At 40.8% G+C, this 20,958-nt stretch carries 17 protein-coding genes and 1 pseudogene; 10 read left to right on the forward strand and 8 right to left on the reverse strand.

The genetic code is table 11. From position 1 onward, the window contains the following. Positions 1–14: 14 nt before the first annotated feature. The 3 genes and pseudogenes from RMB06_RS04065 to RMB06_RS04075 form a co-directional block, all read right to left on the reverse strand. Complete coding sequence (locus RMB06_RS04065; RefSeq protein ID WP_000382837.1) at positions 15–1,514, reverse strand: tripartite tricarboxylate transporter permease; 1,500 nt, start codon at positions 1,512–1,514, stop codon at positions 15–17. A gap of 12 nt (positions 1,515–1,526) precedes the next feature. Continuing rightward, the gene (locus RMB06_RS04070) at positions 1,527–1,973 is read right to left on the reverse strand and encodes a tripartite tricarboxylate transporter TctB family protein (RefSeq protein WP_080612898.1); all 447 of its coding nucleotides are present in this window, start codon (positions 1,971–1,973) and stop codon (positions 1,527–1,529) included. Positions 1,974–2,027: 54 nt separating this feature from the next. Continuing rightward, positions 2,028–3,079: pseudogene (locus RMB06_RS04075) on the reverse strand (Bug family tripartite tricarboxylate transporter substrate binding protein). A 793-nt stretch (positions 3,080–3,872) separates the two neighbouring features. Here RMB06_RS04075 and RMB06_RS04080 point away from each other — a divergent pair. The 6 genes from RMB06_RS04080 to tcuB all read left to right on the forward strand — a co-directional run bounded on the left by RMB06_RS04080 (position 3,873) and on the right by tcuB (position 10,971). After that, complete coding sequence (locus RMB06_RS04080) at positions 3,873–4,802, forward strand: LysR family transcriptional regulator (RefSeq protein ID WP_068613069.1); 930 nt, start codon at positions 3,873–3,875, stop codon at positions 4,800–4,802. Positions 4,803–5,079: 277 nt separating this feature from the next. Then, positions 5,080–6,390 carry an MFS transporter gene (locus RMB06_RS04085; RefSeq protein WP_017387501.1) on the forward strand — a complete coding sequence of 437 codons (1,311 nt, stop codon included), beginning with the start codon at positions 5,080–5,082 and terminating at the stop codon, positions 6,388–6,390. 91 nt (positions 6,391–6,481) lie between these two features. After that, positions 6,482–7,276: a substrate-binding domain-containing protein gene (locus RMB06_RS04090; RefSeq protein ID WP_017402936.1), complete on the forward strand. Its 795-nt coding sequence runs from the start codon at positions 6,482–6,484 to the stop codon at positions 7,274–7,276. A gap of 132 nt (positions 7,277–7,408) precedes the next feature. Next, positions 7,409–8,338: a LysR substrate-binding domain-containing protein gene (locus tag RMB06_RS04095; protein ID WP_039767101.1), complete on the forward strand. Its 930-nt coding sequence runs from the start codon at positions 7,409–7,411 to the stop codon at positions 8,336–8,338. 103 nt (positions 8,339–8,441) lie between these two features. Then, complete coding sequence (tcuA, locus tag RMB06_RS04100) at positions 8,442–9,848, forward strand: FAD-dependent tricarballylate dehydrogenase TcuA (RefSeq protein WP_311078480.1); 1,407 nt, start codon at positions 8,442–8,444, stop codon at positions 9,846–9,848. Further along, entirely contained in the window at positions 9,838–10,971 is a 1,134-nt protein-coding gene (gene tcuB, locus RMB06_RS04105) for a tricarballylate utilization 4Fe-4S protein TcuB (protein WP_032056948.1), read from the forward strand. Before tcuA ends, tcuB begins: the two co-directional genes overlap by 11 nt. Before the next feature lie 77 nt (positions 10,972–11,048). On the opposite strand, the gene RMB06_RS04110 is transcribed toward tcuB, so the two are convergent. Continuing rightward, positions 11,049–11,582 (reverse strand): HPP family protein, encoded by a 534-nt coding sequence (locus tag RMB06_RS04110; RefSeq protein ID WP_016804365.1) that lies wholly within the window; start codon positions 11,580–11,582, stop codon positions 11,049–11,051. 98 nt (positions 11,583–11,680) lie between these two features. Here RMB06_RS04110 and RMB06_RS04115 point away from each other — a divergent pair, with 98 nt between their 5' ends. Continuing rightward, positions 11,681–12,229, forward strand: a complete 549-nt coding sequence (locus tag RMB06_RS04115; protein WP_032042435.1) for a TetR/AcrR family transcriptional regulator — start codon at positions 11,681–11,683, stop codon at positions 12,227–12,229. A 14-nt stretch (positions 12,230–12,243) separates the two neighbouring features. Next, positions 12,244–12,903, forward strand: coding sequence for a VOC family protein (locus RMB06_RS04120; RefSeq protein WP_311078484.1), 660 nt, complete (start codon positions 12,244–12,246; stop codon positions 12,901–12,903). 85 nt (positions 12,904–12,988) lie between these two features. Here RMB06_RS04120 and RMB06_RS04125 read toward each other — a convergent pair whose 3' ends face one another. From RMB06_RS04125 to RMB06_RS04135, 3 genes are all read right to left on the reverse strand, one after another. After that, positions 12,989–14,218: a CaiB/BaiF CoA-transferase family protein gene (locus tag RMB06_RS04125; RefSeq protein WP_311078485.1), complete on the reverse strand. Its 1,230-nt coding sequence runs from the start codon at positions 14,216–14,218 to the stop codon at positions 12,989–12,991. Between the two features lie 52 nt (positions 14,219–14,270). Continuing rightward, on the reverse strand, positions 14,271–15,593 hold the full coding sequence (locus tag RMB06_RS04130; protein ID WP_311078486.1) for an MFS transporter: 1,323 nt from the start codon (positions 15,591–15,593) through the stop codon (positions 14,271–14,273). A gap of 226 nt (positions 15,594–15,819) precedes the next feature. Continuing rightward, on the reverse strand, positions 15,820–17,040 hold the full coding sequence (locus RMB06_RS04135; RefSeq protein WP_262463004.1) for an acyl-CoA dehydrogenase: 1,221 nt from the start codon (positions 17,038–17,040) through the stop codon (positions 15,820–15,822). Positions 17,041–17,285: 245 nt separating this feature from the next. Here RMB06_RS04135 and RMB06_RS04140 point away from each other — a divergent pair, with 245 nt between their 5' ends. Next, positions 17,286–18,233: a LysR substrate-binding domain-containing protein gene (locus RMB06_RS04140; protein WP_016802768.1), complete on the forward strand. Its 948-nt coding sequence runs from the start codon at positions 17,286–17,288 to the stop codon at positions 18,231–18,233. An 89-nt stretch (positions 18,234–18,322) separates the two neighbouring features. Here the strand turns inward: RMB06_RS04140 and RMB06_RS04145 are convergent, their stop codons facing one another. Next, positions 18,323–19,498, reverse strand: a complete 1,176-nt coding sequence (locus RMB06_RS04145; RefSeq protein WP_311078487.1) for a zinc-binding dehydrogenase — start codon at positions 19,496–19,498, stop codon at positions 18,323–18,325. A gap of 402 nt (positions 19,499–19,900) precedes the next feature. Between RMB06_RS04145 and add the strand changes: the two genes are divergently transcribed. Next, positions 19,901–20,896 (forward strand): adenosine deaminase, encoded by a 996-nt coding sequence (gene add, locus RMB06_RS04150; protein WP_311078488.1) that lies wholly within the window; start codon positions 19,901–19,903, stop codon positions 20,894–20,896. Positions 20,897–20,958 lie beyond the last annotated feature (62 nt).

Here is a 20,958-nt window from a genome sequence, read left to right on the forward strand (position 1 = left end):
TTATTGCTGTCCTATTAAGCTTGCTGTTTTTTGATAAACAAGTATTTACGAACGATCGGCAAGATCAATAATAATCCTGACATGATCCAAAGTCCTATACTAATGTTACTGCTCCATAAGACATCAAGTTCCCCTTGAGAAATTGAAAGTGCACGGCGCAGATTCGATTCCATTAATTCGCCAAGTACAAAACCAAGAATCAGTGGTGCTAAAGGAAAATCAAATTTTCTGAGAATATATCCACATACACCTAAGCCCATACATAACAGCAAGTCAAAGATATTGCTATGAATAGCATATACACCAACAAAACTCACACTTGCGATGATCGGAATCAGAATGTAATTAGGAATACTCAGCATGCGGGCAAAGAAGCCTACCAATGGCAAGTTTAATACCAACAGAATGATATTGCCTACCATAAGCGATGCAATCAGTGACCACACCAGTACAGGTTGCTGAACAAATAACTGTGGACCTGGTGCGATGTTGTACATAAGCAATGCGCCCATCATGACCGCAGTCGTTCCCGAACCCGGCACACCGAGTGTCAACATGGGTACAAATGAACCGCAAGCCGCTGCGTTATTCGCACTTTCTGGTGCAGCAAGCCCACGTAAATCACCTTTACCAAACTTGCTACTATCCTTTGCCATTTTTCGCTCAGTGGTATATGCCATCGCACTTGCAACGGTTGCACCTGCTCCTGGAAGAATACCTAAGAAGAAACCAATCACTGAACTGCGGATAATAGCAACTAACGAGAAAAAGAACTCTTTAAGATTAAAAAGAGAACGCTTTCCTTGTTTTAAGGCAACTTGACCAATTGTCGTACGTTCGAGCATTAATAGGATTTCGCTTACACTAAATAAGCCAATAACCAAAGTAGTAAAAGCAATACCGTCACTTAAACCCACACTGTTAAAGGTAAAGCGATATACACCTGTAATTGCATCCATTCCCACAGTTGAAAGTGCTAGGCCCATGAGTGCCATAATTAAAGTTTTAAAAGGCTGCGTACTGACCAGACCAGTTAAACAAACAATGGCAAAAACCATCAGAGCAAAATATTCAGCGGGACCAAACGCAATTGCCCATTTCGCCAATATAGGAGCAAACAACACAATCCCAATAAAGGCGACCGTACTCCCAACAAAGGAACTAACCGATGACAAAGACAATGCAATTCCTGCCTTTCCTTGCTGTGCCAATGGATAACCATCTAAAGTAGTCATAATGGCTCCAGCATCTCCGGGTACGTTTAACAGAATCGCTGAAATACGTCCGCCATATTCACAGCCCAAATAAACTGCTGCCAATAAAATCAAGGCACTATCTACAGGTAAACCCAAGGCGTAAGCAAACGGCAATAAAATTGCCACCCCATTAATTGGACCTAAACCCGGTAATAAGCCAACAATCGTTCCAATAAATGCGCCAATCAAAGCAATTAAAAGATTCTGTGGTTGTAAAGCAACCTCAAACCCCATCATTAAAAAACTTAATACATCCATATCGGGTCATCCTTAACCAAAAAATCCAAGTGGTAATGGCACATCCAAGAAACGGTCAAACATATAGTAGGTACTCATGCTCAGTACCAAACCTGTCACCAAAACCGGTATGGTTTTGCCATGGAAAAGTTTGCCCACTGCAATGGTCATCAACAGGGTTGCAACAATAAAGCCGAGCCATTCAAAAACTAATGCATATAGCGTTAAAGCCACCGCGCACAACGCTAACTTAACGATTAAATGTTTTGTCCATCCCAACTCAACGGGTTCAAACATAATGGCTGGTCGAATAGTGAGATATGCTGCACTCGCTGTAATTAAGCCCATTAATAAGATAGGAAAAGCTTTAGGGCCCACTGGATCGTAGGAAATTGGGGCTTCAAAATTGCTCGCATAAATCAACAAAAATAACCCGCAAACCGTAATAATGGCGGTAAGAATCCGTTCAGATTTCATCATCTATCCTCAGAAAAAAACTGAGCTGAAAAATAGCTTCTCAACCCAGTCGATTTGTTATTGTGATAATTTATATTCTTGCGATAACTGCCGCATTTCCTCAGTTTGTTTATAAACATAAGCTGTGAGTTCTTCACCTGTCAGCTGAAATGGGAGTAGATCCTGATTTTCACGGACTACATCAAATTTCTGGTTAGCCATCATTTTATCGAAGGCATTTTTCCACCAACCATAGGCTTCATCACTGACCTTTGGTCCCATATAGAAACCACGGATGACTGGCCACTCAATGTCATAGCCTTGCTCTTTTGCAGTAGGTAATTTTGAGAACTTCCCATCTAAACGCTTGTTAGCAAAAACTGCCAAAACTCGAATATCACCAGACTCTAGGTATGAACTGACTTCACTAATATTGCCTACCCCAACTTGAATATGCTGCCCCAGTAATGAAGTCAGCACTTCCCCACCGCCTTCAAGTGCAACAAATCTTAAATCGGCAGGACTAATACCTGCTTTTTTTGCCAACATTGCTGTTTGCATCCAGTCTTGACCACCTACACTTCCTGCACCACCAAAGCTAAGTGCTTTTGGGTTTTCTTTGAGTGCTTTCATCAAGTCATCAAGGTTTTTCAATGGTGAGTCTTTATGTACCGAAACCAAACCATAATCGACGGCGACCCCAGACAACCATTTCACATCTTTTTCAGTGAAGTGTCCGAATTTTCCTTGTGCTAAGTTCAAGAGTGAACCAGTGGAAAATGCAACCACGGCATTATTATTCGCAGGATCACTGTTTACGATCTTGTTATAGGCTACGGCACCTACCCCACCCGGCATATAGGTTACGCGTATTGGATCTTTGAGCTGGTCTGTTTGTTTAAAGCCAGATTGAATCAATTTACAGGTCATATCAAACCCGCCACCCGGCTTAGCTGGGGCTATACATTCCGGCCGTTTTGGCTGACCCGCCTCTTTAGAAGCATTTCCTGAACCACACCCAGCCATTGTCACACTGACGCATGTTAATGCCAGTAAAGTTAAATTTTTCATGTTACATATATCCTTATAACGTTTGCTCTATTCATATTTTGATTTTTACCAATCTCCATAATCGACCTCCTTGGCACGATCATGCTTATTGGTTTTTAGTTTTGGTCTTATGTTTTGAAATGCGCTTTTTCACAGCGAACTTCATTAATGCAGCGTTACTATAAAAATTACGAATCAATCGACTGAAAGAAATAGCTAAGGAGAGGGAAAGTTAGGACAATCACCAGATCTATAATGAGAATTAAAACCTTTGCAAAAATATCTAAAAATGCTTCGGTTAAATAATACTGATGAATAACAACAAGATAGTAAAAACTTAATCTATTGAGTTGTCTTTTGCATATCCATGCTATGGGTAACGTTAATATTTAAATAAATAAACCTGTTTACCCAATCTTCCCTTCTGATCAAATGAGCTAAATACTCATATATTTTTCCAATAGTTATTTAATCAATTACTCTTCTTCATAATTTGAAAATCCATCATATTTTTTAATGCATCATGCATTTAATGTGCTCCCTTTTTCATTTGAAAAGATTAAAGCACAGATCAAGAAAACATCGTGATACCAATAAATTAAAGGGGGCATTAGTAAAATTAAATAGGTTAAAATTCTAAGAATAGGGAATGTGAAAGACTGAAAATCTAGCGGTAAATTTATCGTAATAATAAATAAAAGTTAGAGAATAAATTTTAATATTAAAGTTGAAAAAGATCGTTTTATTGTTTTTAGAATATCAAATTAAAGATCTTTTTTATGGATTGCTGTTAATATTAAAGCGCATGATAGATTTCCCAATCCTTCATATCTGTGCAAATTAAATCAAGGATGATGAGCGAACACATTTATTATGGAAATCAAACAAATAAAGTATTTTTTGACTGTGGTTGAAGCGGGCAGTATTGGTAAAGCTGCCCAAAAACTTGATGTGGGCGCTTCTGCAATTAGCCAGCAAATTAGTAAATTAGAACAAGAGCTAAGCATTCGCCTATTACAGCGTAATGCCTTTGGTGTCACTCCTACTCCCGCAGGTCTCGCCTTTTTAAAACATTCTCAACTTATTTTACGTCAAGTGAACTTCGCAGTAGATGCTGCTCATTCTGCACGACTGTCTGGACATGTCAGCCTTGGTTTTCCACCGACCATTACTGCTTTGATTGGCATCCCTTTAATGAAACTAATGTCTGAACGTTACCCAGATATTCGTTTAGAGATTGTGGAAACGCTATCAGGTAATCTGATTCAATCTATTAACTCGCGTCAGCTCGATATCGCGATTATTTTTACCAATGAAATTGATAAACAGTGGTCGATTCAACCCTTGGTACGCGAGCAAATGTATTTAATGGCACGCAAGGAAGTGCTAGAAGAATATGGTCTTGCCGATTGCATCAAAAGTGGTGTGATTCAGTCTCAACAAATTGGAGACCTTCCTTTAGTATTACCACGCCAGCGCCATAGTTTAAGAAAGTTACTTGAGCACAAGATTGGTCAGCTTAACGTCGTCTATGAAATTGATGGCCTACACTTACTCATGGATAGTCTAATTCATCTCGACCTTGCCAGTGTCCGCCCAGGCAGCGCTTGTCTGCAAGAGTACAAACATAAGCTTCAATTGCTCAAGTTAGTAGAACCTGAAGTTGAACGAATCAATTATTTGGTGAGCCTCGCCGAAGAAGAATTATCACCTGCTGCACTTGCTGCAAAGTCAGCCATTAAGGCTTGCGTGAAAGATTTGATTCAAAACCAGATTTGGCCATGTTCGGAAATTATTTTATAAAGAGTCATTAATTTTATTAAATACCTAATTAATTTTGCCCTCTCACTCCCTCCTGCTTTTTGAGATTACATTTTCGTCCGAATGATAAGTGGTTTTCTGCTTATCGAAATATAGATGTGTAGTTTGAACTGGAAACAAGGCATCACATTTTCTGCAAAGGACCTCACTAAATCTCATCTCTAACCCATTTGCTCTTTAGATTTATTGATTGAATCAATTTAGGTCCAGCCTCGAAAATCGTGAATGTTTCCATTTTGTCAGGCCAAGGAGGTCTCCAATGGATGTCGTGAATAACCGTAGGGCTACTTTTAAAAAAATATTAAATGTAACGAGTGGCAACTTTTTAGAGCAGTACGACTTTTTTCTTTTTGGTTTCTATGCCACTTATATCGCGGCAAAATTTTTCCACTCTGAAAATGAATATGTCTCTTTAATGATGACATTTACCGTATTTGCTGCGGGCTTTCTTATGCGTCCTCTCGGCGCTATTTTCTTGGGCGCTTATGTCGACAGAGTTGGTCGACGCAAAGGTCTCATTGTTACTTTAAGTCTTATGGCCATCGGAACCATCTTAATTACCTTTGTACCAGGTTATGAAACCATAGGTATTATTGCGCCGATTTTGGTGGTGATTGGACGTCTATTACAAGGCTTCTCGGCAGGTGTTGAATCTGGCGGTGTTTCTATTTATCTAGCAGAAATTGCAACGGATAAAAATCGTGGATTTATCACAAGCTGGCAGTCTGGCAGCCAACAAGTTGCTGTTGTGTTTGCCGCATTACTTGGCTACTGGCTCAACACCATCTTAACTACTGCTCAAGTGGGTGAATGGGGCTGGCGTATTCCGTTCTTAATCGGTTGTTTGATTATTCCTTTAATCTTCTTGTTCCGTCGTACTTTAGAGGAAACTGAAGACTTTAAATCGCAAAAGACTCATCCTTCAACAAAAGAAATTTTCAGCACACTGGCAAGCAACTGGCGCATCGTCCTTGCAGGCATGATGATGAGTGCCATGACCACAACCACGTTCTATTTCATTACGGTTTACACCACAGTATATGCAAAACGTACTTTAGAAATGTCAGTAACAGATAGCCTTTTAGCAACCGTGTTTGTTGGTTTGTCTAATTTCTTCTGGTTACCAATGGGTGGTTTGCTTTCAGACAAAATTGGTCGCCGCCCAGTTCTAGTCGGCATTACCACACTTGCTCTCTTTACAAGTTATCCGGTTTTAAGTTGGTTAGTGAGCAACATTAGCTTCTCAAACCTTCTAATTACGCTTGCTTACTTCTCGTTCTTCTTTGGTATGTACAACGGAACCATGGTCGCAACGCTTGCAGAAGTGATGCCGAAACGTGTACGTACAGTTGGTTTCTCTTTAGCGTTCAGCCTTGCAGCCGCTATTTTTGGTGGTATGACACCAATGGCTTGTACCTTCCTTGTCGAAAACACAGGCAACCCAAGTACCCCTGCTTTCTGGCTCATGCTTGCTGCGGTCTGTAGCCTCATCTCAAGCTTGTATCTATGCCGCGGTTCTAAACAGAAAAATACTGACGCGATTGCTGAACCTGCAAAGATTAGCGCTTAAAACAACTACTACTTAACCTGAAATTTTAATGAACAGTACGGCAGATCTTAAATCTCCGTACTGTGTTCTCCTGTCATTAAAGCGAGATACTATGAAAAAGTCCCCTATCTTCATGACCATTTGCCTAGCTGGTGCTGGCTTAGGCTCAACTCTTACTAACGCAGATACAATCGAAGTGATTAGCTCAGGTGGTTTTTATTCATCTATGGAAAAACTCATTCCATTATTTGAAAAACAAACTGGTCACACGGTTCACCTCTCGTCTGGTTCATCAATGGGTGCATCACCAACTGCAATTCCAAATCGACTCGATCGTGGTGAACGTTTTGATGTCGTTGTGTTGGCTGCACCTGAACTCAACAAGCTTGCAGAAAAGGGTTATGTAGACCCCAATTCACAAAGTGCTTTAGTAAATTCAAGCATTGGCATGGCTGTCCCTAAAGGTGCACCAAAGCCAGATATCAGTTCTGCAGAAAAATTTGAAAAAGTTTTATTAAATGCCAAGCACATCGGCTATTCAGCAAGTGCGAGCGGTACACATCTTGAAAAAGATGTTTTCCCAAGCTTCCCACCTGTCGAGTACAAAGTAATTTCGAGTAAAGCAGAAAAAGTGGTAGGCGACCGCGTTGCAAAACGTATTGCCGAAGGCCAGTTTGATATTGGTTTCCAGCAAATTAGTGAAATCAAACCTTTTACTGGCAAATATGGTCAAGTTGAATTAGTCGGCCCAATCCCTGCACCGTATCAAAAAGTGACGGTATTTGCGGCAGGCATTGGTAAAAACTCGGAACATGCAAAAGTCGCAAAAGAGTTAATTAAATTTGTGAAATCGCCACAAGCAACACAAATTATTGAAGAACAGGGTCTTGAGCAGGTTAAAGAATAAAAGCTCTAAAAGGCAACGTCTTGAGGTGATGCTGCCTTTTCTCTTTTAGTGGTTTACTCAAAGCAATAGAGTAAAAACTATAGCGACAAACCAGTGTAGAATTAATCCATAAAGGTTAATGTAGTATTTGCCGTGGAACTGAAACAATTAAAGTATTTTATTGCAGTGATCGAGTCAGGAAGCTTGGGTAAAGCTGCAAAAAATCTCGATATTGGAACTTCTGCATTAAGCCAGCAAATCTCAAAATTAGAAAGCGAGCTTTCTATTCGTCTTTTACAACGTACCGCTTTGGGTACGGTTCCTACCCCTGCGGGCTTAGCTTTTTTTCAACAAGTGCAACTGGCACTTAGACACCTAGACCATGCCGTAGACTCTGCGCATTCTTCACGTTTAAGTGGCCACGTCACCGTCGGTTTTTCACCGAGTGTTGCGGCTGTTATTGGCACACATTTTTTAAAACTCATGAGAAACCGTTACCCCGACATTAAAGTCCGTTTAATTGAAGGGTTATCGGGGGACCTCAAGGCCTTAGTGAATGCAAGGCAACTCGATGTTGCCATCATCTTCAGTGACGATGTCGACCCACAGTGGGCCATACAGCCTTTAGTCAAAGAACAGATGTTTTTAATCTCGCCTAAAGAAGTGTTGAGTCAGTACCACCTTGAAAGCTGTATCGACACTCAGACCATTAATCATTCACAGCTTAAAGAACTTCCCCTGATTTTACCGAGTCAACGACATGGGCTGCGCTTGTTGCTCGAACAGAAAATTCATCAACTTAAAGTGGCCTATGAAATTGATGGGCTGCATTTGTTAATGGAAAGCATTAGTCAACTCGAAATGGCAACCATTCAACCTGCGGGTGCATCGTTAAACTCAAGGCAAGACTTGTGTTTGCTACGCGTTGTAGAACCTGCCATTGAGCGTATTAACTATTTAATTAGTCTCTCTGAAGAAGAACTCTCCCCAGCTACTTTAGCTACGAAAGTGGTGATTCGTGCCTGTGTAGCAAACTTGATTAATGAAAAGCGCTGGCCCGGTGCGAAACTCATAAACACTTAAGCTGTTAGTGTTTATTTTTACTAAACACCCATTCAAGCCTAGCCTCTCACTTCATCTTCCCTTTTAAAGCTACATTAGCCCTAGCTGAGAAAGGGAGAAATCCATGCATGATGTGATTGTAATTGGTGGTGGGAATGCCGCACTGTGTGCCGCACTCACGGCAAAAGAAAGTGGCGCTTCTGTACTGGTAATAGAAGCAGCACCTAAAGAGTGGCGTGGTGGTAACTCACAACACACTCGTAACCTTCGCTGTATGCATGATGCTCCTCAAGATGTATTAGTCGATGCCTATCCCGAGGAAGAATATTGGCAAGACCTACTTAAAGTGACTGCGGGCAAAACCAATGAGCACTTAGCCCGTCTGGTCATTCGTAGCACGGCGACCTGTCGTGACTGGATGCGTAAACATGGTGTGAATTTTCAGCCGCCACTATCGGGTGCTTTACATGTTGCACGTACCAATGCCTTTTTTATGGGTGGTGGTAAAGCCCTCATTAATGCGTATTACCGTAGTGCCCAAGAACTTGGTATTGAAATTTTATACAACACAAAAATTAAAGATCTAAAGTTAAATCAAGGACATTTTGAAGCTGCAATTGCTGAAGATGGACGTGTATTTAAAGCAAAAAGCTGTGTATTAGCCGCAGGTGGTTTTGAGTCAAATCTTGAATGGTTAAGAGAAGCATGGGGACAAAATGAAAACGGCGAATGGCCTGCCGATAACTTCATTATTCGTGGAACTCGCTTTAATCAAGGCAACTTACTCAAATTTATGATAGATCAAGGCGCCGATATTATTGGTGACCCATCACAATCACATTGCGTAGCCGTAGATGCAAGAGCACCGTTATATGATGGTGGTATTTGTACTCGCATTGACTGCGTTTCCTTGGGAATTGTGGTCAATAACAAAGCCGAACGTTTTTACGATGAAGGCGAAGACTTCTGGCCAAAACGTTATGCGATTTGGGGCCGTCTTGTTGCTAAACAACCCCAGCAAATTGCTTATTCGATTATTGATTCAAAAGCCATTGGTCGTTTTATGCCACCTGTATTTGCGGGTGTAAAAGCAAATAGCATTCAAGAACTGGCCGAAAAAATCGGGCTAGATGCCAAAACCTTATGCCATACCGTAGAAGAATTTAATCAAGCCTGTGTGCAAGGCACCTTTAACCATACTGTTTTAGATAACTGCACCACCGAAAATATTGTTCCCAACAAAACTCATTGGGCCGTTCCTCTCGACCAGCCACCCTTCTATGCCTATGCGCTTAAACCCGGCATTACCTTTACCTATTTAGGTTTAAAAGTCGAAGACGATGCTGCGGTACGTTTTAACAATAAAGCCAGCCGCAACCTGTTTGTCGCAGGTGAAATGATGGCAGGTAACGTGCTTGGTCAGGGTTATACCGCAGGCGTTGGTATGTCGATTGGCACGACCTTTGGACGCATTGCCGGAAAAAATGCAGCCCACTATGCACTTTCACAAGGAGTTGAACATGAATGCTAATAGCAAAGCCCTAATTCCAGTTGTTCAGCTCTCTGACCATGAGCAAGAAGTCCAAAGAGCCCTACAGATTTGTAATGCTTGCCGCTACTGTGAGTCTTTTTGCGCTGTTTTTGCAGCCATGACCAAACGCCTTGAGTTTAACCAAGCCGATATTCATTACCTCGCAAACCTGTGCCATAACTGTGGTGCGTGTTTACACGCTTGCCAATATGCCCCACCGCATGAGTTTGGGGTAAACATTCCAAAAGCGATGGCACAAGTACGTTTAGAAACTTACCAAGAGTTTGCGACCCCGCAGCCTTTAGGTCGACTTTATAAGTCTGTAGGTATTCCTTTTGTCTCGGTGTTAACACTTATTTTCTTTTTTTGCATGTTAGCTGTGGTGTGGTACAAAGGCACCGACCTGTTTGCAGGCTATCAAGGTAATTTCTATGCGATTTTCCCGCATAACTTTTTAGCTCTATTATTTGGAGCGACCTTTACAGTTGCAATTGTTCTGCTCGGCATTGGAATTGGCAAATTCTGGCGACAAACCTCTAAAGTCATTCATGGCAAAGTTGAGAAACCCGATCTGGTTCAAGCTACCCAAAATGTCTTAACGCTTAAATATTTAGATGGTGGACATGGCAAAGGCTGTAATGAGCAAGATGACCGTTACACACAAATCCGCCGTGTGTTCCATCATCTAACTTTTTACGGCTTTATGCTCTGCTTCGCAGCTACGGGTGTAGCGACTTTATATCATTATTTTCTTGACCTACATGCACCTTATCCTTACCTAAGCTTGCCTGTGATTTTAGGCACTTTAGGTGGAATTGGCTTAGTTGTCGGGCCTGCTGGCTTACTCTATTTAAATCTTAAACGTCATCCGTTGCATGGTGACCGTGAGCAAAAACCTGTAGATCGAGGCTTTATTTTCCTTCTACTTATCGTTAGTGCTTCAGGGCTAGCACTCATGGCATTTCGCAATACCCCTTACATGGCACTTTTACTGATTTTCCATTTAGCCACAGTCATGACATTCTTTATTACCATGCCATTTGGAAAGTTCGCACATGGTTTTTACCGCAGTGCTTCTTTACTCAAATTTGCCATCGAAGAACGTATTTCCAAGAAATCATAAGTTCATTCAAAAGTATTCACTATCTTGGCGTAGTGAATACTTTCATTATTTTAAGCTCAAAACACTTCATGCCATCCCTACTTTTTACTGTTTAAAATTCCCAAGCCATACATTGGCCACTTGGTACTCGCTTTAATATTATTAATGAGCATCGCCACTAAAACTAAAGACACTGCACCAACCAAAACAGGGAAAATTAAGAAACTCCACTGGTAATGTATGCTGCTTGCAGTGAGTAAAATAACCAAAGGATTAGCTCCAGCAGGTGGATGAACACATTTAAAAACCTGCATGAGCGCAATGGCACAGCCCACTGAAAAAGCAATTGTAAAAATGGAAACACCGACAAATTTTAGAAAAAACAAACCTACAAAAGCCGAAATAAGATGCCCAAATATAATATTTCTGGGCTGTGCCAAAGGTGACTGCGACACGGTATAGAGCAATACACAGGTCGCACCAAACGGCGCCATGATAAAGATATTATGTGTGAGCTTGCTCAACCACAGAAGTATAAAAATACTGACCGTCCCCCCAATAAGGCTTCTTAAAATATCAACTTTAGTGGGCGATGGAGCCAGTTTTTCTTTGCCATAAAAGATCGAGAACATGATTTTTTTCCTCAAACAAAAATTTGCTTTTTAAAAAGCATATAGATAAAATTTCAAATAGTACAGATCTGTACTATTTTATTTTTTGGAAAAGTTTTATGTCAAAATCTGCCTTAAAAATATTAGATACAGCCGAGAAGTTATTTAATGAAAATAGTTTTGTCGGGGTTGGCGTTGACTTGATTCGCGATGAATCTGGCTGCTCTAAAACCACCATGTACACCTACTATAAAAATAAAAATCAACTGGTTAAATCTGTACTCGTTGCTCGTGATGAACGGTTTAAGCAAAGTCTTTTAGGCTATGTGGGAGATGCAACGGGGTTAGAGGCCATCAATAAAATTCTTGATTGGCATACCAATTGGTTTAGGCAAGATTTTTTTAAAGGCTGTTTATTTGTAAGAGCGGTCGCTGAATCGAACCAAGATGATCAAGACATTATTTCTATTTCTAAAGCTCATAAACAATGGATTAAAGTGTTGATTGCACAAAACTGCAATATACCGAATGGTGAAGCTTTATCTGAGCTGATCTATACGGTGATTGAAGGGCTAATTAGCCGCTTTTTAGTCGATGGTTTCGATGAAACACTTGCGACAAACATGAAAAACTCTATTAATCAATTATTTAATATTCATAAACATTAGCATGAGAACTTAAAATGGAAGTGGACCATATTTTTATTTGTGTACAATCAGGCGCTCCCGAAGCTGAAACTTTAAAAAAATTCGGTCTAACAGAAGGTTCATCCAACAAGCATCCGGGTCAAGGTACAGAAAACAGACGCTTTTTCTTTAAAAATAGCTTTATCGAATTAATCTTTTTAAATAACCCAGAAGAAGCCTCAAGTGATCTCACCAAACCTACTCTGCTTTTTGAGCGACTAAGTACTCAAAATAATATCGCGTCCCCTTTTGGTATTTGTTTTCGCCCTAAAAATAAAGATGATAACGGTGCAAAATTTCCTCATTGGGTGTACAAGCCAAGCTATTTACCAGCCAGCTTAGAAGTAAATGTTGCCAAAGATTCTGTGGTATCTGAACCGATGTGGTTCTTCCTTTCATTTGCTTCACGACCAGATCTTGCTGCAAAAGAAAAACAACAACCACTTGTGCATAACAAAGGTTTATCAGAAATCACCGCGATTAAAGTTTCTATTCCAAACCTTGAAGAGCACCCGACTTCATTACTGTTCAATACAGTTGATAATTTTGAAGTGACTAATGGATCGGAGCATTTAATGGAAATTAGTTTTGATCATGAGCCTCAAGGAATGATTCATGATTTCAGACCAGAGCTGCCGCTTATTTTTAAATATTAAGAGTCTTATTTTCTAATGAGAAACTGTGATTTATTGCGAATCACAGTTTTCATTTAAATTGAATCACATTAAAAGCGGCAATAGCTTAAGCAATTTTTCCATCAATAATGCCTTTCTCTTTTAGCGCAGCCAGTTCTTCTGCTGTTTTAAATCTCGATAAGATCTGAGCAGTGTGTTCACCAAGCTCTGGCGGCGCATGATGATATTCAACTGGAGTATCAGACATTTTGATTGGTGAACCAATCGTTTGAAAGTATTCATTTAAACGATGAGGAATATTGACCACCAAATTGCGATGGACGATTTGTGGTTCAGCCAAAGCATCTTCAATAGAGTTGATAACACCTACGGGTACTTTAAGCGCATGAATCATGTCGACCCATTCTTTAGCAGTTTTCTGTAAAAAGTGCTCCGACAATAAAGGAATCAGTTCATTTCGATATTTTACGCGGTCCTGGTTGCACACAAATTTTTCATTTTCGAGTAACTCTGGATAACCAATCGCAACACACAGATCTTTAAACTGTTTATCGTTACCGCAAGCAATAATAAATTCTTTATCTTTAGCCTTAAAAGTTTGATACGGCACAATACTCGGATGTTGATTACCCATGCGCTGCGGGGCTTTACCTGAGGCTAAATAGTTCATTCCCTGATTTGCCAGTGCCGAGACCTGCACATCAAGGAGTGACATATCAATATATTGTCCACGTCCTGTGTGTGACCGTGCAATCAAAGCTGCCTGAATCGCGATGGTTGAATACAATCCCGTTTGAATATCTACAACAGCCACACCAACCTTTTGCGCACCGCCGCCTGCCACATCATCAGGCTCACCAGTAATGCTCATTAAGCCGGACATACCCTGAATAATAAAATCATAGCCGGGTTCTTCTGCACGTGGGCCATCTTGCCCAAAACCGGTAATCGAGCAATACACAATGTTCGGGTTCAGCACACTTAATGACGCATAGTCCAAACCATATTTAGCCAAAGACCCTGTCTTATAATTTTCAATGACCACGTCAGCAGTCTTGGCAATTTCATAAATTAAGGCCTGACCATCAGGTGTGGTAATGTCCACCGCAACTGAATATTTATTGCGGTTGGTACACTGAAAATAGCCAGATTCACGGGTCATGTTTCCGTCTTGATCGGGCATCCATGGCGGTCCCCACATACGAGTGTCATCACCTACTCGAGGACGTTCAATTTTAATGACTTCCGCGCCAAGGTCTGCCAAGATCTGTCCGCACCACGGCCCTGCAAGCACACGACTTAAATCTAAAACCCGAATTCCTTGTAATGCACCCATAACGATACCCTTATCTTTTTAGAAGGTACTCAACGCACCTTCTTGTCATTGTTTATGATTGTTTTTGCGGATCGTACTGACGATCTTTAATAAATAAGCCCGGCAATACACCCGCCACAAAATACGCAGCGCCCATCACAATAAAGGCCATGGTAAACGTACCGCCCGATGCCAAGAAACCAATGGTTGCTGGTGCAATCGCTGCCCCGACACGACCAATGTTATAAGCCCCGCCAATGGCTGTTCCGCGTACATCGGTTGAAAAACTTTCAGCCATATAAGTCGCGTTCACACCGTATGGAATGCCATATAAAAAGCCAAAAGTGATTAATAAATACAGAATATTGTCAGGGGTATTGAAGAAAATAATGATTGGCAAAAACACGGCGCTCGCAATTGTGCCAAACACAAAAACAGCACGGCGGTTAAATTTATCAGCAAGATAACCCGCTAAAATTTTGCCTAGAATCATTGCTGTATATGAACCCACCATATAACTGGTTAAGTTTTTAAAGTTCATATGCACTTCTGTTTCTAAATAACTTGGCATCCAGTTGTTAATGCCGTAATAACCAAACTGTAAGAAAAATGCTGTGGTCATCCACAACAAAAACATTTTACGGTGCTTAAAGTTATTAAAGATTTGTTTGTAGATACTGCTACTTTTTGGCTTTTCAGCTACTACTCTTTCTTTAGGCTGTCTGTTGCCTTGCAAGCTTTCAATTTTGGTGAGCTGCCAAGATTTTGGCTCTGGTACAAACCGTTGCAGGAAAATATTAACGAAAGCAGGTACTACGGTCAGGAAGAATAAAACGCGCCAGCCATGATCTGGAATAATTGCGCCAGCTAATAACGTCGCCGCAATATAACCTACGGTCTGACCCGTCTGTAATGTACCCAATACCGTTGTACGATAAGTGGTCGGCACATATTCAGCCATTAAAGTATTACAGGCCATATAAAGTGCTCCAATACCCAAAGCACCAATAAAACGTAAAGCCATAAATTGCTCGAAGCTTTGCGTAAAGCCCAATAAACAGGTCGCTACCGAAAAGAAGGTTACAGAGTTGGCAATCGTTCGTACACGACCAAACTTATCACATGCCCAACCACCCAAAATACCGCCAATACCCATACCCGCCAAAGAAGCACTGCCTAATGCACCCGCTTGAAAGGTACTTAAACCAAACTCTGCCTTTAAACTGGTCAAGCTATAAGACAGCAGCATAATATCAATGCCATCGACCACCATCGCGAAATAGGCAAATAACAACGCCCATTTCCATGTATGAGGGCCAATTCTTTCGTATGTTCCAAGGTTACTTGGAAATGTAGTTCTTAATTCTTTCGATATTACTTGAACATCATTGTTCATCTTTAGTTCCTCATTTTCCCAAATGAGTCATCGATAGCTTACTTATGTTTTCTGTATGACTTAATCTTCTATATTTTCATCATCTTACATTTGGTTTTAAGTACACAGAGGCATATCTTTACATGAGTATCCTTACGATGAATCTTGTCATTATCCATAAATTTTTGAGTAAAAATCCCTAAAGGTGCTCTCGAAAGAACACCTTTATCTTTTAAAAATTAATGAGTTAGTTACTAAATGCGGCTATGCCTGTTTGTGCACGACCTAAAATCAAAGCATGAACATCATGTGTGCCTTCATAGGTATTCACGACTTCAAGGTTAACCAAATGACGTGCTACGCCAAACTCGTCACTAATACCATTTCCACCCATCATGTCGCGCGCCATACGAGCGATATCAAGCGCCTTTCCACAGTTATTACGCTTAATTAAAGATGTCCCTTCAACTGATGCAATACCTTCATCTTTCATACGGCCAAAACGTAAAGCTGCCTGTAAACCCAAAGCAATTTCAGTTTGCATATCTGCCAGTTTCTTTTGAATCAACTGATTTGCAGCCAACGGACGACCAAATTGTTTGCGGTCCATGGTGTATTGATGTGCAGTATGCCAGCAGAACTCGGCAGCACCCATTGCACCCCATGCAATACCATAACGGGCGCTATTTAGACAGGTAAATGGGCCTTTTAAACCTCGAATTTCAGGGAACACATTCTCTTCAGGTACAAATACGTTATCCATCACGATTTCACCTGTAATTGATGCACGTAAACCAACCTTGCCATGAATGGCAGGTGCAGATAGACCTTCCCAGCCCTTTTCTAAAATAAAGCCGCGAATATCACCGACATTGCCTTCAGCAGAAACTTCTTTTGCCCAGACTACAAATACATCGGCAATTGGACTATTGGTAATCCACATTTTTGCGCCAGTCAAACGGTAACCACCATCAACTTTTTTAGCACGGGTAATCATACTGCCCGGGTCTGAGCCATGATCAGGTTCTGTCAAACCAAAACAACCAATATATTCACCCGTAGCTAGTTTAGGTAAATACTTTTGCTTTTGCTCTTCGGTACCAAATTCATGGATCGGAACCATGACCAATGAGCTTTGCACGCTCGCCATAGAGCGGTAACCCGAATCGACATATTCAATTTCACGCGCAACCAAACCATAACTCACATAGTTCAAACCTGCGCCGCCATATTGCTCAGGAATGGTTGGCCCCAGTAAGCCGAGCTCTCCCATTTCACGAAAAATAGATGGATCTGTTGTTTCATGACGAAATTGTTCAAGTACACGTGGTTGCAAACGTTCTTGGCAATAGGCGTGAGCAGCATCACGAATCATGCGCTCATCTTCGGTAAGCTGTTGCTCAATTAAAAATGGGTCTTGCCAGTTAAATTGAACTTTTGCTTTTTTTGTTGTCACCATGTGATTCATCGCATCCTCTGCTTGATTTGATCTTCTTTATTTAACTCGATGTTATGCGTGAAAAATTCAGTAATCAAACGATAAATGTTCATGCAGATATGCGACTTACGCATATTTAAAATAAGAAGGTTTAAATTTTGATATTTAATTCGTTGTATTTCATTAGAAATAGCTTATTTTTATACTAAACTCTGCTCTCTGCATTTAGGTCATATGCTGTTTTGAAATATGACGACAAATAAAAGGATTTATTTATGCGAAGAAGTATCCCATCCATTCAGGGCCTGATTTGCTTTGAAAGTGCAGCAAAACATCTAAGTTATACCTATGCTGCGCAAGAGTTATGTATTACCCAAAGTGCAGTCTCGCGCCAAATTCAGCAGTTAGAAGATTTCTTGGGCGTTGAACTCTTTATACGTACTCGGCATGGTGTTGAACTCACCATTGCAGGTCAGCAGTATTTTAAAAGCATTAAACCTTACTTGTTAGGACTAGAGAAATGTACAGCCGATGTGATTTCTCATAAAGGTTTAGGTGGCACACTAAAGTTAGGTGTAGTACCTACCTTTGCAACGCGCTGGTTGTTACCCAAGCTTCATCTTTTAAATCAAAAACACCCTGAAATTACGGTTCACTTAGAAACCAGTACCAAGCCCTTTTTATTTAATGACAATATTTTTGACGCTGCTATTTTTGCAGGTACTCAGCAGCAAATTGACCACTGGCCCGGTATACAAGCACATTATTTAATGGATGAAGAAATTGTACCTGTGTGCTCACCAAGACTCATCGAAAAGTATTTTCCAGATGCAGTCATGATCAATGAAAATACCTATGATCTAAGCTCGGAAGATTTGCTGAAAATTCCCCTACTGCAACAAACCACTCGACCTAGTATTTGGCAAGAATGGTTTCTGACCCATCACATGCAGCACCCGAAACCTTTTGATGGACAGCGCCATGAGTTATTTTCAATGCTTGCTGTTGCTGCTAGCCATGACATGGGAATGGCTCTAATTCCACAAATGTTGATTGAGTCTGAACTACAAAAAAAGGAACTGGTGATTGTTTCTAATAAAAAACTAAAAGGTAGCCGAAAATACTATCTCATTCACTCAAGCCAAGACATCTCACCGACTATTCAAAAATTTGTTGAGTGGATTTACCAAGAACTAGAACAACTAAAAAGTAATACAAATTAGCTGAGCCACTTTGTGCGATCTATACGCATAAAAAAAGATTGTGATTGATAAGATCACAACCTTTTAGTTAAGCATAAATAACTTTGAAATTAATGACTCATTAATTGAATATCTGAACCGCTACGTTTCGGGTCAATCAAGATTTTGGCATGCTGTTCAGGATCACGTAATGCTTCAAATGCACTCGTAACCCCTTCTAGGCCAACAACACCCGTAATCAGTGGTGAACAGTTCACTTTCCCTTCTGCAATCATGTGTAGCGCATCTCTAAACTCAAGCGGTGTATAGCCCAACACAAACTGAATTTCTAGCTCTTTATTAATCGCAAGTGCGGGTTCTATTTTGTCACTTTGCATGCACACGCCCACCCCAACAATTCGGGAAAACAAAGGTGCACCTTCAATAATTTGCTGCAAAACACCCGGTACGCCTACACACTCAAAAATAACAGGACGTTTTGGTAGAGCGCCTAATTTGTCAATCATGCGCCATCCATGCCACCAAGGTAAGCGTGTCGCTTGCAACTTATCAAACAGTCCCATGCCCATGTTAATTGCATCAGAAACATTGCCAAGCAAACCAAACTCTTTCCAGTTGGCAAATGGCGATGTCTCTTTAGGGTCTACCACAATATCCGCACCACATTGCTCGGCAAGCTTACGGCGGTTTGGTGAAAAGTCGCTGGCAACTACAGTTTTAACCCCAGCTGCTTTAAGCATTAATATGACACCTAGCCCGACAGGACCACAGCCAATCACAATCGCAGGTTCACCAGTTTTCACACGGCTACGGCGAACAGCATGCAATGCAACCGCCATAGGTTCAGTCATGGCAGCACTATCGGCATCTAGACCGTTGGGTACTTCAAACATCAAGCTCGATTGAGCCAATACTTGCTCGGCATAGCCACCAGATGCATTTGGTGAAAGCCCTGTAGACAAGTAACCATGCTGATCTACATTTAAAAGAGGCATTGCACAGACAAGTGTATCGGCTTTAAATTTATGACGTGTTTTTGGGCCGTAGTCTAAAACCTTGCCGCAGAATTCATGTCCTAGTACAAACGGGTCTGTAGACTTCGCTAAACCATTAAACCCGACACGTGCAGCCAAATCATGCATGTGGTCGCAGTGATGCTGCATATGCAAATCAGAGCCACAGATCCCACATCGCACCACTTCCAATAAAACCTGTCCTTTAGCAGGGGTTAATTTTGGTTGGTCCACCACTTGCAATGTTGCTTGATGACAAAGTACCGACTTCATTTGAGCGCTTCCTATTTCTTCTTTTTCATTTACTTGCCAGAAATAGATTTCTACAGATAAATTAATCGCTTTATCAGTTTGGTCTTTAGCAAGCCTTTATTCATCTTTACAAGTAAAAGGCAAAATACCAATGACCATTCTTCAGCCAATCTATTGTTGAAGAGTCAACAAAAAACAGGCTCAGCGAAATTAAAAACAATAAAAATCTTGGTGCTCGTATCTTACACAGACTGCGTTGTCTTCTTAGGCCAGAACAATGTCATCAAAATTAAAACTTATACAAATATAGTAAGTTCAAAAAACTCAACTCAACGCTTTTCACAAAAACATAGCAAATCCAAACTTTTATCAGCGCAACTAAACAGGCATGATGAATTAATAGCAACAGATAAGAAGAAATTTATGATTACTAAAACGCTTCCACTTACAGATATACACCGCCACCTTGATGGCAACATCCGCATTCAAACCATTTTAGACTTGGGGCAACAATACAATTTAGATTTACCTGCTTACGACATTGAATCTTTACGACCCCACGTACAAGTGATGGATAACCAACCAGACTTATTAAGTTTTTTATCTAAGCTCGATTGGGGCGTAAAGGTATTAGCGAGCCTAGATGCCTGCAAGCGTGTTGCTTTTGAAAACATGCAGGATGCAGCACAGCAAGGCCTAGACTATGTAGAACTGCGTTTTTCCCCGGGTTACATGGGTATGACCCATCAACTCCCACTTGAAGGCGTAGTTGAAGCTGTGATTGCTGGTGTAAAAGAAGGCAGTCAGGCGTACGGCGTAAAAGCGAATTTAATTGGCATTATGAGTCGTACTTTTGGCCAAGAAGCCTGTGAAAAAGAATTAAATGCCCTACTCGCCCATAAAAATGATATTAAAGCGTTGGATCTTGCTGGAGATGAGCTTGGTTTTCCGGGCAATTTATTTATTGATCACTTTAAAAAAGCACGTGATGCAGGTTGGCACATTACCGTACATGCAGGCGAAGCTGCCGGCCCAGAAAGTATTTGGCAAGCCATTGAAGAATTAGGCGCCGAACGGATTGGACATGGTGTTAAAGCAGTTCAAGATTTAAAACTTTTAGATTATTTGGCAAAACATCAGATTGGTATTGAATCTTGCCTTACCTCAAATATTCAAACCAACACAGTGCCTTCTTTAACAGAGCATCCATTAAAGACTTTTTTAGAACATGGTGTACTTGCCACCATTAATACAGATGACCCAGCAGTTGAAGGCATTGAGATACAACATGAATATTTAACTGCTGCCCCATTGGCAGGTTTAAGTCCTGAGCAAATTTATACAGCTCAAGAAAATGGTCTTAAAATCGCATTTTTATCAGATCAAGAAAAAGATGAGTTAAGGCAGAAATATCAATAACGGAGAACGGAGAACGGAGAACGGAGAACGGAGAACGGAGAACGGAGAACGGAGAACGGAGA

The organism is Acinetobacter sp. V104_13, from assembly GCF_031798995.1.
GTDB lineage: Bacteria > Pseudomonadota > Gammaproteobacteria > Pseudomonadales > Moraxellaceae > Acinetobacter > Acinetobacter pittii.

Coding starts and splice junctions, on each gene's coding strand:
- RMB06_RS04110 (WP_016804365.1), bottom strand. CDS start 11,582: ATGTTCTCGATCTTTTATGGCAAAGAAAAACTGGCTCCATCGCCCACT.
- tcuA (WP_311078480.1), top strand. CDS start 8,442: ATGCATGATGTGATTGTAATTGGTGGTGGGAATGCCGCACTGTGTGCC.
- RMB06_RS04145 (WP_311078487.1), bottom strand. CDS start 19,498: ATGAAGTCGGTACTTTGTCATCAAGCAACATTGCAAGTGGTGGACCAA.
- RMB06_RS04120 (WP_311078484.1), top strand. CDS start 12,244: ATGGAAGTGGACCATATTTTTATTTGTGTACAATCAGGCGCTCCCGAA.
- RMB06_RS04115 (WP_032042435.1), top strand. CDS start 11,681: ATGTCAAAATCTGCCTTAAAAATATTAGATACAGCCGAGAAGTTATTT.
- RMB06_RS04135 (WP_262463004.1), bottom strand. CDS start 17,040: ATGAATCACATGGTGACAACAAAAAAAGCAAAAGTTCAATTTAACTGG.
- RMB06_RS04080 (WP_068613069.1), top strand. CDS start 3,873: ATGGAAATCAAACAAATAAAGTATTTTTTGACTGTGGTTGAAGCGGGC.
- RMB06_RS04125 (WP_311078485.1), bottom strand. CDS start 14,218: ATGGGTGCATTACAAGGAATTCGGGTTTTAGATTTAAGTCGTGTGCTT.
- RMB06_RS04085 (WP_017387501.1), top strand. CDS start 5,080: ATGGATGTCGTGAATAACCGTAGGGCTACTTTTAAAAAAATATTAAAT.
- RMB06_RS04130 (WP_311078486.1), bottom strand. CDS start 15,593: ATGAACAATGATGTTCAAGTAATATCGAAAGAATTAAGAACTACATTT.
- RMB06_RS04140 (WP_016802768.1), top strand. CDS start 17,286: ATGCGAAGAAGTATCCCATCCATTCAGGGCCTGATTTGCTTTGAAAGT.
- RMB06_RS04065 (WP_000382837.1), bottom strand. CDS start 1,514: ATGGATGTATTAAGTTTTTTAATGATGGGGTTTGAGGTTGCTTTACAA.
- tcuB (WP_032056948.1), top strand. CDS start 9,838: ATGAATGCTAATAGCAAAGCCCTAATTCCAGTTGTTCAGCTCTCTGAC.
- RMB06_RS04070 (WP_080612898.1), bottom strand. CDS start 1,973: ATGATGAAATCTGAACGGATTCTTACCGCCATTATTACGGTTTGCGGG.
- add (WP_311078488.1), top strand. CDS start 19,901: ATGATTACTAAAACGCTTCCACTTACAGATATACACCGCCACCTTGAT.
- RMB06_RS04090 (WP_017402936.1), top strand. CDS start 6,482: ATGAAAAAGTCCCCTATCTTCATGACCATTTGCCTAGCTGGTGCTGGC.